Genomic DNA, 14,237 nt, shown 5'->3' with positions numbered 1-14,237 from the left:
GGGCGCACCCGTTGGACCGGTCAATGAGCCTGAAAATGTTCAGGGCCATGATAAGCGAAGAATTCTTCTTCGAACTCTTTGCTTACATGCGATAGCCCTCCTTGGCGGGGGAGGGGTTGGGGAGAGGGGGATTACGGCCGGATGGCCGGACAAAGACTCATGTCCCGGCTGTCGCCGGTAATCCCCCTCTCCCCAACCCCTCTCCCGCGAGGGGAGAGGGGCTATGCAGCAACCCCAGGCCCTCGCCCTGGGCGGCGCCGTTTGACGGTCCGGGCGGGTGCCGCCATCATTCCCGTTCAACCATCGGAAAAGGAGGGAGCGATGCCGCCGCACACCGACGAGACCGCCAAGCCCGTCGTCGTGGACGCCCCGGCGCAGGAAGGGCCGCGGGGCCTGACCGGCTATCCCGAGCCGTTCCGCGCCTGCGTGGCCGGCCGCAGCAAGGTGAAGCTGGGCGACCAGTTCGGCCTGACCAACTTCGGCGTCAACATCACGCGGCTGGAGCCCGGCGCGTCGTCGGCCCTGCGCCACTGGCATACCCGGCAGGACGAGTTCGTCTACATGCTGGAGGGCGAGCTGGTGCTGATCACCGACGCGGGCGAGCACGTGCTGAAGCCCGGCATGTGCGCCGGCTTCCCGGCCGGCGTGGCGAACGGCCACCATCTGGTGAACCGCACCGACCGGACGGCCGTGTACCTGGAGGTCGGCGACCGCACCAAGGGCGACGACGCGTTCTATTCGGACGAGGACATGCAGTTCCGGGACGGAAAGTTCCTGCACCGCGACGGGACGCCGTGGTGAGGGGGCGTTTGCCCCCTCCCGGCTTCGCTTGCGCTCAGCCGCCCTCCCCCGCTGCGCGGTGGAGGGTTGGTCGGCCGGCGGCGGCAGTCCCCTCCACCTCGAAGAGGGGGAGGGTTAGGGAGGGGGCAAAAGCGATGCGACGCAACGGCCCCCGCCTCACTCCGCGGCGCGGGCCAGTTCGTGCCGGTCCAGGGCGCGGTCGAAGTAGGCGATGGTGCGCTTCAGCCCTTCCTCCAACCGCACCTTCGGCTCCCAGTCCAGCAGGGCCTTGGCCCTGGCGATGTCCGGGCGGCGCTGCTTGGGGTCGTCCTGCGGCAGCGGCTTGGCAATGATCTTGGACGAGGAGTTGGTCAGGCGGATCACCATGTCGGCCAGTTCGCGGATGGTGAACTCGCCGGGGTTGCCGAGGTTCAGCGGGCCGGTGTGCTGCTCCGGCGTGTCCATGAAGCGGACGAAGCCCTCGATCAGGTCGTCGACGTAGCAGAAGGAGCGCGTCTGCGACCCGTCGCCGTAGATGGTCAGCGGGCGGCCCTGCAGCGCCTGCACGATGAAGTTGGACACCACGCGCCCGTCGTTGGGGTGCATGCGCGGCCCGTAGGTGTTGAAGATGCGCACCACCTTGATCGGCAGCCCGTGCTGGCGGTGGTAGTCGAAGAACAGCGTCTCGGCGCAGCGCTTGCCCTCGTCATAACAGGCGCGCGGGCCGGTGGTGTTGACGTTGCCGCGGTAATCCTCCGGCTGGGGATGGACGTCGGGGTCGCCATAGACCTCGCTGGTCGAGGCCTGCAGGATGCGCGCGCGCAGACGCTTGGCCAGACCCAGCATGTTGATGGCGCCCAGGACGGAGGTCTTGGTCGTCTGCACCGGGTCGTGCTGGTAATGCACGGGCGAGGCAGGGCAGGCGAGGTTGTAGATCTGGTCCACCTCGACATACAGCGGCCATGTGATGTCGTGGCGGAGCAGTTCGAAATCCGGATGGTCCATTAAATGGACGATGTTGTGACGCGAGCCTGTGAAGTAATTGTCGACGCAGAGCACTTCATGCCCGTCGGCGAGCAGGCGCTCGCAGAGATGCGAGCCAAGGAAACCTGCGCCGCCGGTCACCAGAACGCGCTTGGACGTTGACTGTCTCACGGTTTGCCCTCGTCGATGGCGGCGGCGATGGCCGCGCGGTCGTGGAAGGAGTTCGAAACACTCGCGAAACGGCCCGACAATCCGGAGGTTCAATGTACCATCGGGTCTAGCCCGGTTGCGCCGGGCATCGTAACTCGCCTGCGGGGTTGCATACCCTGACATGCAGGGGGATGCATCACGCGGCGAACTCCTGTAGCCTTGCCCCCACAAGAACGAGGGATGCGCAAGGAGGGGGCATGCGGGCGCGATCGACGATGGCCGGCATCGCCCGCAAGGCGGCCGCCCTGCTGATGACCCTGCTGCTGGCGGCACTTCCCGGCCCGGCCGGCGCCCGCGAGTTCCGCGCCGCCGACACGCACCCGGAGTCCTATCCCACCGTCCAGGCGGTCATCGAGATGGGGCGGCAGGTCTCGGCCCGCTCGGGCGGGCGGCACACGATCCGCGTCTTCCACTCCCGCCAGCTGGGCGAGGAGAAGGAGACGATCGAGCAGACGCGCGTCGGCGCCATCGACATCAACCGCGTCAGCCTCGCCCCCTTCAACGGCATCGTGCCGGAGACGCAGGCGGCGACGCTGCCCTTCCTGTTCCGTTCGGCCGCGCACCTGCACGCCGTGCTGGACGGGCCGATCGGCGACGAGATCCTGGCTGCGTTCGAGCCGCACGGATTCGTCGGGCTGGCCTTCTACGATTCCGGCGCGCGGTCCATGTACAACGCCAAGCGCCCCATCCGCTCGCCCGAGGACATGAAGGGCCTGCGCATGCGCGTGCAGCAGTCGGACCTGAACGCCGCCATGATGGCGGCGCTGGGCGCCACGGCGCTGCCGCTGCCCTTCGGCGAGGTGGTCACCGCGCTGTCCACCGGCATCATCGACGGGGCGGAGAACAACTGGCCGAGCTACGTCCACAACGAGCACTTCCGCATGGCGCGCTATTACTCGCTGACCCGCCATTCCATGATCCCGGAGGTGCTGGTCATGTCGAAGAAGGCGTGGGACGGGCTGCCGGCGGAGGACAGGGCGCTGTTCCGCGCCGCCGCGCGCGACAGCGCGCTGCACATGCGCCGCCTGTGGGAGGAGGCCGAGCGGGCGTCGGAGGCCGCGGCGCGCGCCGCCGGGGTGGAGGTGGTGGAGATCGCCGACGCCGAGCCGTTCCGCCGCGCCATGCTGCCCGTCTATGACCGCTTCATCGGCGATCCGGCCCTGAAGGACCTGGTGCGCCGCATCCAGGCGGCGGAGTAGCGCCGCCATGGCGGTGGAGACGGCCGATACGCGCATGACCGATACGCGCATGACCGATACGCGCATGGCCGATGCGCGCACAGCCGATACGGGCGTGCCGCTGCCGTCCCCGCCGCGGGCGCGGCGCTTCGCCGGGCGGCTGCGCGCCATCCCGGTCAGCTGGCGCATCTTCCTCATCGTGGCGCTGAACGGCATCGCCATGCTGGCGCTGGGCGGGCTGGTCTGGGGCGGGGCCGCGGTGATGGAGGCCGAATGGGCCGTCGTCCGGCAGGTGGAGGAGAACGACCGCCTGTTCACCGCCGTGGACAGCGACGTCAGCCGCATGCAGAGCCTCGTCCACCGCTACCTGCACGGGCCGACGGAGGAGCTGCTGACCGAGATCGGCCGGCGGCGCGAGGGGCTGATCGGCAAGCTGCAGGCCACGCGGGTGGCCGACCCGGCGATGGCGGACGACATCGCGCAGCTGACGTCGGCCGCGCGCCGCTTCTTCGCCAGCTTCGACGCCCTGCGCGAGATCATCGCCCGCACCCGGCGCACCTACGACACGGCGGTGCTGAAGACCGGCGGCGAGATGGCCGGCCTGTACGCCATCCTGGACACCGCGGCGCGCGACCGCAACCATCTGGTCCTGCCGGCGCTGGGCAAGTCGCGCGAGGCCTTCGCCAACGGCCTGCTGGCCGCCAACGCCTTCTACCTGACCGGCGAGGAGGCGGCCGGGGCGCGGGCGGAGGGGGCGTTCCTGGCCATCGCCCGCTCCATCCCGGTGATGCGCGACCTGGCCAGCGACGATCTGCAGCGCAGCGCGCTGGACGCGCTGGGCGAGCGGGTGGACCTGCTGCTGCAAGGGCTGGCGCAGCTGCGCGCCGGGGCGGAGGAGCAGGCGCGGCTGGTCGGCAAGGAGATCGACGGCGGCCAGCGCGCCATGGCGCAGGTCATCGACCGCCTCGCCGCCACCGGCCGCCAGCGCGACGCCGAGGCGCAGCGCCGCTTCGACGAGGTGGTGCGCGACGTCGGCTGGAGCATCGCGCTGGTCGGCATCGTCTTCCTGGCGCTGAGCGCCGCCTCCTCCTGGGCCATCGGGCAGAGCATCCGGCGCCCCCTGCGCGGCCTGATGGAGGCCATGGGGGCGATCGCCGGCGGCGACTACGGCCGGCCGGTGGACGGCACGGCCGTGCGCGACGAGATCGGCGCGATGGCGCGCTCTCTGGCCGTTTTCAAGGAGAACGCCGTCCTCAAGCGCCGCATGGAGCTGGAGCGCGAGGCGCAGGAGCGGCGCTGGCGCACCATGCTGGAGACCAGCCCCGTCGGCATCTCCATCGTCACGCAGGAAATGCACGCCCGCCTGTACAGCAACCCCAAGTACGACGCGCTGTTCGGCATCACCGAGCACGACGACGCGCTGGACCAGAACGTCGAGGAGTCCTTCGCCGACCCGGCCGACATCGGCCGCATCGTGGCGCGGTTCGAGGCGCACGGCGAGGTGAGCGGCGTGGAGGTCAAGCGCCGCCGCCTGGACGGCAGCGAGTGGTGGTGCCTGATCGACATCCGCCCCATGGACTGGGACGGGCAGAGCGCCTTCATCGTCTGGCACTACGACGTCACCTTCCGCCGCGAGGCGGAGGAGGAGCTGCGCACCGCCAAGGAGGGCGCGGAACGGGCGCTGGCCGAACTGCGCGCAGCACAGCAGAGCCTGATCCAGGCGGAGAAGATGGCGTCGCTGGGCGCCCTGGTGGCCGGCATCGCGCACGAGATCAACACGCCCGTGGGCATCACCGTCACCGCCGCCTCCCTGCTGGCTGACGAGACGAAGCGGACGGTGGAGCGCTTCCGCGGCGGGGCGCTGCGCAAGTCCGACTTCCAGACCTACATCGACATGGCGGAGGAGGCGACGCAGCGCATCCTGGCCAACGCCGACCGCGCCGCCGGCCTGATCCAGAGCTTCAAGCAGGTGGCGGTGGACCAGACGCGCGACGACCGCCGCGTCTTCGAACTGGGCCAGTACGCGCGCGAGGTGCTGACCAGCCTCGGCCCCCGCCTGCGCCCGCGCGGGATCGTGGTGGAGCTGGACTGTCCGGAGCCGGTGACGGTGGACGGCTATCCCGGGCCGGTGGCGCAGGTGCTGACCAACTTCGTCATGAACGCGCTGACGCACGGCTTCGACGCCGAGACGCCGGGGCATATCCGGATCAGCGTGCGCCTGCTGCCGGGCGAGGTGGTGGAACTGGTGTTCCGCGACGACGGCAAGGGCATCCCGGCCGACGTGCTGCCGCGCATCTTCGACCCGTTCTTCACCACCAACCGCACCGGCGGCGGCACCGGCCTGGGCCTCAACATCGTCTACAACCTCGTCCAGCAGAAGCTGCGCGGCACCATCGCCGTGGACAGCGCGCCGGGCAAGGGAACGGCCTTCACGCTGCGCTTCCCGCAGGTCCTATGACCGTTGACGCTTTGCAACGGCGTGCGGATGCGCTAGTCATCCGCGCGACGGTTCCGCGCGAGCGGATGAAAAGGGAACGCGGTGCGATGCCGCGGCTGCCCCCGCAACTGTAAGCGTCGAGCGCCCCGCCAAAGGCCACTGGGAAACTGGGAAGGCGGTAGGGTGCAGCGACACGCGAGCCAGGAGACCTGCCGTCGAAGCGCGTCACGCGACCGCCGGACGGGGTTTTCCGGCGGGACGGACCTCCGTTGTGCGGTGGCGCCACCCAAGGGTGGATCGGACCGCGCCGGAGCCAGCCTCTCCCGGCCCGCGCGGCGCGTCCGGCTTCGCCCTTGGCTGCGACAACCGTGTGCCGATGGGGCTTTTCCGCATGTCTTCCGTTCTTCGCTTCCGTTCCGCCACCGCGCTGGTGGCGCTGCTGTCCGCCATGCCCGCTTCCGCACAGGAGGTGCTGCCGGAGGTCGTCGTCAGCGCGTCCCGCCTGGAGACCGCGCCGGAGCGCGTGGGCTCCGCCGTCACCGTCATTTCCGGCGCCGATGTCGAGCGCATGGGCCGGCCGGACGTGTTCGGCGCGCTGCAGGGCGTGCCCGGCGTGGCGCTGACCCGCAACGGCGGCATCGGCACCACCGCCTACGCCCGTGTGCGCGGGGCCGAGCCGGGGCAGACGCAGGTGCTGATCGACGGCGTGCTGGTCAACGACCCGGCCAGCATCGACAACGCCTTCAACTTCGACGCGCTGGCCGTCACCGCGCTGGACCGCATCGAGGTGCTGCGCGGGCCGCAGAGCGCCTTGTACGGCAACGACGCCATGGGCGGCGTCATCAGCATCGTCACCAAGCGCGGCAAGGGTGCCCCGACGGTGACCGGGCTGGCCGAGGCCGGCAGCTACGCCACCCACCGGCAGGCGGTCGGCGTCAGCGGCGGGACGGATCGGGTGGGCTACGCGCTGTCGGGCACCAACCTCTACACCGGCGGCTATTCCCGCCTCGCCAACACCGCCGAGAAGGACAAGGCGCGCGGGCGCGGCGTGACCGGCAAAGCGGACGTGGACGTCACCGAGAACTGGACCGTGGGCGTGGCCGGCGGCCTGTTCGACCTGCGCAGCGACTACGACGCCTCCAGCCGCGACGCGGCGTACCGGATGGAGAAGACGCTGCGCTACGGCAAGCTGGACAACATCGTGACGCTGTTCGGCGGGCGGATGGAGAACGTCGTCTCCCTGTCCGCCACCAGCACCGACCGCTCCTTCGACGAGCCGCGCACGGCGACGCCGCACACCAACTACGAAGGCACGCGGGTGAGCGGCGAGTACCGCGCCAACATCCACGTGGACGCCGACGACGTGCTGACCGTGGGCGCCGCGCGGGTGCGGGAGAGTGCGCGCATCACCACCGACAACGGCCGCCGCACGACGCTGGGCACCGACGCCAGCCTGACCACCGATTCCGTCTACGGCCAGTACGTGCTGGGCCTGTGGGACCGGCTGACGGTGACGCTGGGCGGCCGGCACGACCACAACGACCGCTTCGGCGGCAAGTCGACGGTGCGCGCCACCGCGTCCTACCGGCTGAAGGAAAGCGGCACCACGCTGCGCGCCAGCATCGGCACCGCCGGCAAGGCGCCGACGCTGTTCAACCTGTACGCCCCCATCTACGGCAACCCGTCGCTGCGCCCGGAGAGCAGCACCGGGGCCGACGTGGGCGTCGAGCAGGCGTTCCTGGACCGGCGGCTGACCGTGTCGGTCACGGCGTTCCACAACCGCTTCAGCGACCTGATCACCTTCGAGAGCGCCACCAACACCTACGCCAACGTCGACCGCGCCCGCGCGCAGGGGCTGGAGGCCGGCGCGACGTGGCAGGCCAGCAAGGACCTGAAGGCCACCGCCACCTACACCTTCACCGACAGCCGCAACGAGACCACCGGCCGCGCCCTGCCGCGCCGGCCGAAGCACCAGGGCAGCCTGGGCGCCGTGTGGCAGGCGACGGAGGCGGCGCAGGTCGGCGGGCAGGTGCGTTTCGTGGGGCCGCAGGCGGACAGCACGTTCAACAACGCCATCAACGCCGCCTACACGGTGGTGGACGCCCAGGCCGGCTACGCGCTGACCGAGGCGGTGACGCTGTACGGCCGCGTCGAGAACCTGTTCAATGCCGACTACCAGGAGGTCGCCCGCTACGCCACGCCGGGCCGCTCCGGGTACGTGGGCGTGAAGGCGAAGTTTTAGGGGTACGGTGCCGATGGCGCGGATCGAGGCGGACGGCGTGCGGGTGACCCTCGGCGGGGCCGAGGTGCTGCGCGGCGTCGGCGTGTCTGCGCACGGTGGCGAGGTGGTCGGGCTGATCGGCCCCAACGGCAGCGGCAAGACCACGCTGCTGGGTGCACTGGCCGGGCTGCTGCCGCGCAGCGGCGGCACGGTGCTGCTGGACGGACGGCCGCTCGACGGCTTTGCGCCGGAGGAGCGGGCGCGGCGCCTGGGCTATCTGGAGCAGAACCCGACCGCGCACTGGCCGCTGGCGGTGGAGCGCGTGGTGATGCTGGGCCGCGCCCCGCACCGCACCGCCTTTGGCGCCGAGACGGCCGAGGATCACGCGCTGGTCGAGACGGCGTTGAGGCGCTGCGACGCCTGGGCGTTCCGCGGCCGGGCGGTGACCAAACTGTCGGGCGGCGAGCGGGCGCGCGTCATGCTGGCCCGCGTGCTGGCCGGGGCGCCGTCCGTGCTGCTGGCCGACGAGCCGGTGGCGGGACTGGACCCCTTCCACATGCTGCACGTCATGGAACTGCTGCGCGCCCTGGCGGGCGAGGGGATGACGGTGGTGGTGGTGCTGCACGACCTGTCGCTGGCCATGCGCTTCTGCGACCGGCTGTACCTGCTGGACCAGGGCACGGTCGCCGCCGCCGGGCCGCCGGGCGCGGTGCTGGATTCGGGCGTGGCCGAGCGGGTGTTCGGCGTGCGCCTGCTGCGCGGCGAGGGCTGGGCTCTGCCGTGGACACGCCTGGAGGAGAGCGCATGAGTGGCGACATCATCTTGGTGCTGGGCGGCGTGCGCTCCGGCAAGAGCCGCCATGCGGAGGGGCTGGTGACGGCGCGTCCGGCGCCCTGGATCTACGTCGCCACGGCCGAGGCGTGGGACGAGGAGATGCGTGCCCGCATTCACCGCCACCGGGAGGACCGCGGCCCCGGCTGGACCACGGTGGAGGAGCCGCTGGACCTGCCCGACGTGCTGGAGCGCGTGGCGGTGGCGGGCACGGCGGTGCTGGTCGACTGTCTGACGCTGTGGCTGTCCAACCTGATGGGGGCGGAACGCGACGTGGCGACGGAGACGGCGCGGCTGCTGGACGCCCTGGACCGGGTGGCGGGGACGGTGGTCTTCGTCTCCAACGAGGTGGGCCTGGGCATCGTGCCGGACAACGCGCTGGCCCGGCGCTTCCGCGACGACGCCGGGCGGCTGCACCAGGCGGTGGCGGCGCGGGCGCAGCGGGTGGTGTTCGTGGTGGCCGGGCTGCCGATGGTGCTGAAAGGATGAGGTGCTGAAGGGATGACGGAGATGGCGCGCGCGCTGATGCTGCAGGGCACGGGGTCGGACGTCGGCAAGTCGCTGCTGGTGGCCGGGCTGTGCCGGGCGCTGGTGCGGCGGGGCCTGACGGTGCGGCCGTTCAAGCCGCAGAACATGTCCAACAACGCCGCCGTGACGCCGGACGGCGGCGAGATCGGCCGGGCGCAGGCGCTGCAGGCGCGGGCCTGCGGCGTGCCGCCCAGCGTCCACATGAACCCGGTGCTGCTGAAGCCGCAATCGGACGTCGGCGCCCAGGTGGTGGTGCACGGCCGCGTGCACGGCAACGCGCGGGCGGCTGACTACCAAAGCCGCAAGGGCGAGCTGCTGGGCGCCGTGCTGGACAGCTTCGCACGCCTGCGCGCGGAGGCCGACATCGTGGTGGTGGAGGGGGCGGGCAGCCCGGCGGAGGTCAACCTGCGCGCCGGGGACATCGCCAACATGGGCTTCGCCTGCGCCGCCGACGTGCCGGTGGTGCTGGTCGGCGACATCGACCGGGGCGGCGTCATCGCCAGCCTCGTCGGCACGCACGCGCTGCTGGCGGCGGAGGAGCGGGCGCGGGTCAAGGGCTTCCTGATCAACAAGTTCCGCGGAGACGTGCGGCTGTTCGACGGCGGCCTGCGCGTGATCGAGGAGCGCACGGGCTGGCGCGGCTTCGGCGTCGTGCCGTGGCTGCGGGAAGCGGCGCTGCTGCCGGCGGAGGACGCGGTGGCGCTGGACACGTGGCGCACGCGGGCCGGTGGGCCGATCCGCGTCGCCGTGCCGATGCTGTCGCGCATCTCCAACTTCGACGATTTCGACCCGCTGGCGCTGGAGCCGGAGGTGTCGCTCGCCATGGTGCCGCCGGGCCGGCCGCTGCCGGGCGACGCCGACCTGATCGTGCTGCCGGGCAGCAAGGCGACCATCGCCGACCTCGCTTTCCTGCGCGCCCAGGGCTGGGACGTGGATTTGGCGGCGCACCGGCGGCGCGGCGGGCGGGTGCTGGGCATCTGCGGCGGCTACCAGATGCTGGGCCGCCGCATCGCCGATCCCGACGGCATCGAGGGGCCGCCGGGCGAGGCCGCGGGCCTCGGCCTGCTCGACGTCGACACGGTGCTGAGCGGCCCGAAGGTGCTGACCGAGACGGCGGGGGTGGAGGTCGCCACCGGGGCCGCCGTGCACGGGTACGAGATGCACATGGGCCGCACCGCCGGGCCGGACGGTGCCCGCCCGATGCTGCGGCTGGACGGCGGCGGGGTGGATGGCGCGGTGTCGGCGGACGGGCGGGTGGCGGGTTGCTACCTGCACGGGCTGTTCGGCGCGGACGGCTTCCGCGCGGCGTTCGTCAAGGCGCTGGGCGGCAGCGGTGCCGGCGGTCTGGCCTACGACGCGACGGTCGAGCAGGCGCTGGATTCGCTGGCAGACCGGCTGGAGGAATGCGTGGACGTGGACGGTCTGCTGGGCGTGGCGGAACCCCGCTGAGCCTCCTATACTCATTGCGGGCATCGGAGGAATTCCATGGGGCTCATCATCAGGTCAGAGGCGGCAGACCGGCTGGCTCGTGAACTGGCCGAAGCGACGGGTGAGAGCATCGCCACCGCCGTGACCGTCGCCTTGCAGGAGCGGCTGAACCGGATCAAGCGGCCGGACGCCGCGCCGCGCCGCGCCACCCTGGCGGAGATCCGTATGCGGGCATCGAAAATGCCCGTGCTGGACAGCCGGAGCGATGACGATCTGCTCGGCTACAACGAATTCGGAACCTTCGACTGATGGTGGTCGATACATCCGCGATCATTGCGTTTCTGAGGAACGAGCCGGAAGCGGAGCGCATCGAAGAAGCGCTGGAGGCGGCGTCCGAGTGCCGGATGTCGGCGATGACTTTGTTCGAGTGCCGGACCGTTCTTGTTCGACGGTTTGGACAGGCCATGGTCGATGAGTTTCACCGGCTTCTTGAGGCTGCCGGAGTCACGATCATGCCGTTCGACGAGGCTCAGGCCGCAGCTGCCTATGATGCCTACTGCCGGTTCGGCAAGGGCTCCGGGCACCCGGCACAGCTGAACCTTGCCGACTGCGCCGCCTACGCCTTGGCGAAGACTTTGCGGCTGCCGCTTCTCTTCAAGGGTGAGGACTTCGTGCACACGGATGTGGAATCCGTCCTAGTCTGATCCTTACAACGCCACCGCCAACACCGCTGCCATCCCGAACAAGGCACCGCACGCGTAGCGGTACAGGCCCAGCGCGCGGTCGATGTCGGCGGGCGTGGCGGCGGTGCGGCCGTGGCCCATCCAGGAATCGGTGATGCGCACGGCACCATAGGTGCGCGGGCCGCCCAGGCGCAGGTCGAGGGCGCCGGCCATCGCCGCCTCCGGCCAGCCGGCGTTGGGGGAGCGGTGGCGGCCGGCGTCGCGCTTCACCGCCTGCGCGGCGTCCGCGGGCGATGCCCCCGGATACAGCCACGCGGCGGCGGCCAGCAGTCCGGCGGTGAGGCGGGAGCCGGGCAGGTTGACGAGGTCGTCCAGCCGCGCCGCCGCCCAGCCGAACGCCTCGTGGCGCGGCGTGCGGTGGCCGATCATGCTGTCGGCGGTGTTGATCGCCTTATAGAGCGCGATGCCCGGCAGCCCGCCCACCGCCAGCCAGAAGGCCGGCGCCACGACGCCGTCGGAGAAGTTCTCGGCCAGGCTTTCGATGGCGGCGCGGGCCACGGCGGGCTCGTCCAGCGTTTCCGGGTTGCGGCCGACGATGCGCGCCACCGCCGCCCGCCCCGCCGCCAGCCCGCCCGCGCGCAAGGCGCGCGCCACGTCCGCCACGTGGTCGTGCAGGCTGCGCTGGGCGATCAGGGAGCAGGCGGCCAGCGCCTCCAGCAGGGTGCTGAAGGGCAGGGCACGCAGCAGGCCGGACAGGACCGACGCCGCCGTGCCGACGATCGCCAGAAGCACGATCAGGGCCAGGACGCCCGCCAGCCGCCGCTGCCAGCCCGGCGCGTCGTCGTGGTTGAGCATCTGGTCCAGGCGGTCTATGACCGCACCGATCCAGACCACCGGATGCTTGATGCGTGCGAACAGCGCGTCGGGGTAGCCGGCCAGCGCCTCGACCGCAAGGGCGAGTGCGAGCACGGTGAAATGGGCGTCCACGGTTAATCTGACCCTGCCGGAATGGAGCGGCGATCATGGCGGAAACGGCCGACACCTCCAACCCCGTCCTGCACGGCGGTGACATCGACGCGGCGCGCGCCGCGTTCCCCGGCGCGCCGGAGCCGTGGCTGGACCTGTCCACCGGCATCAACCCGTGGCCCTACCCGGTCCCGCCGATCCCGGTGGATGCCTGGACGCGCCTGCCCGGCCGGGGCGCGGAGGCGGAGCTGCTGGCCGCGGCCGCCGATTGCTACGGCGCGCCGTCCACGGCGCACGTCGCCGCCGCACCCGGCTCGCAGGCGCTGATCCAGGTGCTGCCGCGGCTGCGCGCGCCCGGCCGGGTGGCCGTGCTGGGGCCGACCTACGCCGAGCACGCGCGCGGCTGGGCCGCCGCTGGTCATACAGTGGCGGAGGTGCGCCGGCTGGAGGAGGCCGAGGGCGCCGACGTGGTGGTGATCGTCAACCCGAACAACCCGGACGGCCGCGTCGTCCCCGCCGCCGTCCTGCTGGACCTTGCCGGGCGTCAGGCGGCGCGCGGCGGCTGGCTGGTGGTGGACGAGGCGTTCGCCGACACCATGCCGCAGGTCAGCGTGGCCGGCGAGGCCGACCGGCCGGGGCTGGTGGTGCTGCGCTCCTTCGGGAAGTTCTTCGGGCTGGCCGGAGTGCGGCTGGGCTTCGCGCTGGCGCGGCCGGATCTGGCGGACGCGGTGCGCCGGGGCGTGGGGCCGTGGGCGGTGTCGGGGCCGGCGCTGGCGATCGGTGCGGTGGCACTCGCCGACCGCGCGTGGATCGCGGACATGCGACAACGGCTGGTCGCCGAAACATCCGCTCTTGACGCGCACCTGCAACGCATGGATCTTTCGGTTTCGGGAGGAACGCCGCTCTTTCGCCTCGTCACGCACGACCGCGCCCAGGACTATCATCGGGCGTTCGGGCGTGCCGGCATACTCGTCCGCCGCTTTCCGGAGCATCCGGAATGGTTGCGGCTGGGCCTGCCGCCAAGCGAGGCAGCGCGCGCGCGACTGGAACAAGCCGGCAACCACAAGCCGGCAACGTAAGGGCGGAAGAATAAAATGCGCGCTGCATTTACCTCGTCGATGAACCAACTGCGACACAGTGGCACACCTAGGGCGTGTGCGGCCCTGGGCTAGCGCTTATCACGTCAGCACGATTGCGGCTCTCTAAAAACTCATGAGAACATCGCCGCTATGTTGGACGCGAACGTCGCCGCGGTGCCCCCGATGACCGAGCCGAAGGCCCGGGCCGGCGGGCACGCGCCGTGGATCATGTTCGAGAACCTGCCGACCGGTGCGTGCGTCGCCACGCCGGCGGGCCGCATCGTCTACGCCAACCGCCACCTGCACGAACTGCTGGGCTATCCCTACGGCGACCTCGTGGGGGAGGACGTCGGGCTGTTCACCGCGCACGACGCGGCGCTGCCCGCCGTCGCCCCGCAGTGCCGCAGCGGGCGCGAGCGGCGCTACCGCTGCCGCGACGGCGATTTCCTGTGGGTGTGCGAGGCGGTCAGCGCCTTCGAAGGGCCGGAGGGGGAGGCGCTGGAGTTGCGCATCGCCACCGACGTGTCGCACCACCGCCGGGCCGAGGCGTCGCTGCGCGACCAGCTTCTGATGAAGGACGTGCTGTTCGAGACGCTGCCGGTGCCCGTTTTCATCAAGGACGAGGACGGCCGCTTCCTGGACTGCAACGACGCGTTCGAGCGCTACACCGGCCTGCCGCGCCGCGAGATCATCGAGAAGACGTCCTTCGCCGTGATGGATCCGGGCATCGCCCGCCGCCACGTGGAGATGGACCGCGACGTCTCCGTCCACTGGGGGCCGCGCAGCTATGAGGAGGCGGTGCCGCACGCCGACGGCACGGCACGCAAGGCGCGCATCTCCAAGGCGGTCTACTCGGACAGCGCCGGCGGCTTCGGCGGCATCGTCGGCGTCATCCACGACCTGTTCGACGAC

General features: G+C 71.3%; 13 protein-coding genes and 1 riboswitch. Of the genes, 11 read left to right on the top strand and 2 right to left on the bottom strand.

Annotated elements, in window-relative coordinates:
- Positions 1–321 precede the first annotated feature (321 nt).
- The gene (locus tag VED21_RS27360; protein WP_324888045.1) at positions 322–801 is read left to right on the top strand and encodes a cupin domain-containing protein; all 480 of its coding nucleotides are present in this window, start codon (positions 322–324) and stop codon (positions 799–801) included.
- A 156-nt stretch (positions 802–957) separates the two neighbouring features.
- On the opposite strand, the gene VED21_RS27355 is transcribed toward VED21_RS27360, so the two are convergent.
- Complete coding sequence (locus VED21_RS27355; protein WP_324888043.1) at positions 958–1,935, bottom strand: UDP-glucuronic acid decarboxylase family protein; 978 nt, start codon at positions 1,933–1,935, stop codon at positions 958–960.
- A gap of 236 nt (positions 1,936–2,171) precedes the next feature.
- Here VED21_RS27355 and VED21_RS27350 point away from each other — a divergent pair, with 236 nt between their 5' ends.
- From VED21_RS27350 to VED21_RS27315, 8 genes are all read left to right on the top strand, one after another.
- Positions 2,172–3,173, top strand: coding sequence for a TRAP transporter substrate-binding protein (locus VED21_RS27350; RefSeq protein WP_324888041.1), 1,002 nt, complete (start codon positions 2,172–2,174; stop codon positions 3,171–3,173).
- A 7-nt stretch (positions 3,174–3,180) separates the two neighbouring features.
- Positions 3,181–5,610 (top strand): sensor histidine kinase, encoded by a 2,430-nt coding sequence (locus VED21_RS27345; RefSeq protein WP_324888039.1) that lies wholly within the window; start codon positions 3,181–3,183, stop codon positions 5,608–5,610.
- 31 nt (positions 5,611–5,641) lie between these two features.
- Positions 5,642–5,820: riboswitch (cobalamin riboswitch) on the top strand.
- 160 nt (positions 5,821–5,980) lie between these two features.
- A complete protein-coding gene (locus VED21_RS27340) occupies positions 5,981–7,831 on the top strand; it encodes a TonB-dependent receptor plug domain-containing protein (protein WP_324888037.1) in 1,851 nt (616 codons plus the stop codon).
- Positions 7,832–7,844: 13 nt separating this feature from the next.
- The gene (locus VED21_RS27335) at positions 7,845–8,618 is read left to right on the top strand and encodes an ABC transporter ATP-binding protein (RefSeq protein ID WP_324888035.1); all 774 of its coding nucleotides are present in this window, start codon (positions 7,845–7,847) and stop codon (positions 8,616–8,618) included.
- Positions 8,615–9,130 (top strand): bifunctional adenosylcobinamide kinase/adenosylcobinamide-phosphate guanylyltransferase, encoded by a 516-nt coding sequence (cobU, locus tag VED21_RS27330; RefSeq protein ID WP_324888033.1) that lies wholly within the window; start codon positions 8,615–8,617, stop codon positions 9,128–9,130. The genes VED21_RS27335 and cobU overlap by 4 nt, the downstream gene beginning before the upstream one ends.
- A gap of 21 nt (positions 9,131–9,151) precedes the next feature.
- Complete coding sequence (locus VED21_RS27325; RefSeq protein ID WP_324888047.1) at positions 9,152–10,618, top strand: cobyric acid synthase; 1,467 nt, start codon at positions 9,152–9,154, stop codon at positions 10,616–10,618.
- A 36-nt stretch (positions 10,619–10,654) separates the two neighbouring features.
- A complete protein-coding gene (locus tag VED21_RS27320) occupies positions 10,655–10,906 on the top strand; it encodes a type II toxin-antitoxin system VapB family antitoxin (RefSeq protein WP_324888031.1) in 252 nt (83 codons plus the stop codon).
- Positions 10,906–11,301, top strand: coding sequence for a type II toxin-antitoxin system VapC family toxin (locus tag VED21_RS27315; RefSeq protein ID WP_324888029.1), 396 nt, complete (start codon positions 10,906–10,908; stop codon positions 11,299–11,301). Before VED21_RS27320 ends, VED21_RS27315 begins: the two co-directional genes overlap by 1 nt.
- Positions 11,302–11,304: 3 nt before the next feature.
- Here VED21_RS27315 and cbiB read toward each other — a convergent pair whose 3' ends face one another.
- The gene (cbiB, locus tag VED21_RS27310; RefSeq protein ID WP_324888027.1) at positions 11,305–12,267 is read right to left on the bottom strand and encodes an adenosylcobinamide-phosphate synthase CbiB; all 963 of its coding nucleotides are present in this window, start codon (positions 12,265–12,267) and stop codon (positions 11,305–11,307) included.
- 35 nt (positions 12,268–12,302) lie between these two features.
- Here cbiB and cobD point away from each other — a divergent pair, with 35 nt between their 5' ends.
- Both cobD and VED21_RS27300 read left to right on the top strand, forming a co-directional pair.
- The gene (gene cobD / locus VED21_RS27305; RefSeq protein WP_324888025.1) at positions 12,303–13,325 is read left to right on the top strand and encodes a threonine-phosphate decarboxylase CobD; all 1,023 of its coding nucleotides are present in this window, start codon (positions 12,303–12,305) and stop codon (positions 13,323–13,325) included.
- A gap of 183 nt (positions 13,326–13,508) precedes the next feature.
- Positions 13,509–14,237: PAS domain S-box protein (locus VED21_RS27300; protein ID WP_324888023.1), on the top strand; the 729-nt coding region annotated here is incomplete at its 3' end.

The sequence above is a fragment of the Azospirillum sp. genome (assembly GCF_035627195.1).
Taxonomy (GTDB): Bacteria; Pseudomonadota; Alphaproteobacteria; order Azospirillales; family Azospirillaceae; genus Azospirillum.
This window is presented reverse-complemented; position numbering and strand designations above follow the sequence as displayed.